The following is a 1,092-nucleotide window of genomic DNA, read 5'->3' on the forward strand; positions in this document are numbered from 1 at the left end:
GTGCCGCCCGACCGTGATCCTTTCCTCGTCCCGCGCCCGCGACGTACCGTCAAGCCCAGAGGCGACGCACCCGGCTTGAGGAGCAGGCACGATGGACCGATTGACGTACGACGAGGTCAAGGCCGCCGGTGAGCGGATCGCCGGGAGGGTGCGGCCGGTCGCGGTCGCCCCCGGGGACGACCACGGGCGGACCTGGCTGGCGCTGGAGTTCCTTCAGCACACCGGCAGCTTCAAGGCCCGCGGCGCGCAGAACTTCCTGCTCGCGCACGCCGAGGCGGGCACCCTGCCGGAGGCCGGGGTCACCATCGCCTCGGGCGGCAACGCCGGGCTGGCCTGCGCCTGGGCGGCGCGCGAGCTCGGCGTGCGCGCCACGGTGTTCCTGCCCGAGACGGCCTCCCCGGTGAAGCTGGCGCGGCTGCGCTCGTACGGCGCCGACGTGCGGCTGGTCGGCCGGGAGTACGCGGAGGCGCTGGCGGCCTGCGAGGAGTTCGCGGCGGGCAGCGGGGCGCTGGCCTCGCACGCCTACGACCACCCGCTGATCGCCGCCGGCGCGGGCAGCGAGCAGGAGGAGATCAGCGCCCGGGTCCCCGGGCTGGACACGGTGGTGGTGTCGGTCGGCGGCGGCGGGCTGTTCGCCGGGGTGGCCGTCGCGGCCCGCGAGCACGGCGTCCGGGTGGTCGGGGTGGAGCGGGAGGGCAGCCGGGCCCTGCACGCCGCCCTCGCCGCCGGCCACCCCGTCGACGTCCCGGTGTCCTCCGTGGCCCAGGACGCCCTCGGCGCCCGCCGCGCCACCGCCCTCGCCGTCCACGCCGCCCGCCACGAGGGCGTCCGGTCCGTCCTGGTCGACGACGAGTCCATCGTGCGCGCCCGCCGCCGGCTCTGGGAGGACCACCGCATCGCCGTCGAGTACGCGGCCTCCACCGCCCTGGCGGCCCTCGACCACGCGGAGGGCGAGCGGGTCGCCGTCCTCCTGTGCGGCGCCAACACCGACCCGTCCGACCTCGCCGCACCCTGACCGACGGCCGCCGGACGGCGGCTCCGGCCGCATCCGCCCCACACACACGAAGAGATGGCGCGCGGGTGGGAGTCACG

Annotated in this window: 1 protein-coding gene; it reads left to right on the top strand. The window is 77.2% G+C overall.

What is annotated here, in order from left to right:
- Positions 1 to 91: 91 nt before the first annotated feature.
- Entirely contained in the window at positions 92 to 1,015 is a 924-nt protein-coding gene (locus ACFV6I_RS39730) for a serine/threonine dehydratase (protein ID WP_380431182.1), read from the top strand.
- Positions 1,016 to 1,092 lie beyond the last annotated feature (77 nt).

Origin of the sequence: Kitasatospora sp. NPDC059803, assembly GCF_042732255.1 — a bacterium.
Lineage (GTDB): Bacteria > Actinomycetota > Actinomycetes > Streptomycetales > Streptomycetaceae > Kitasatospora.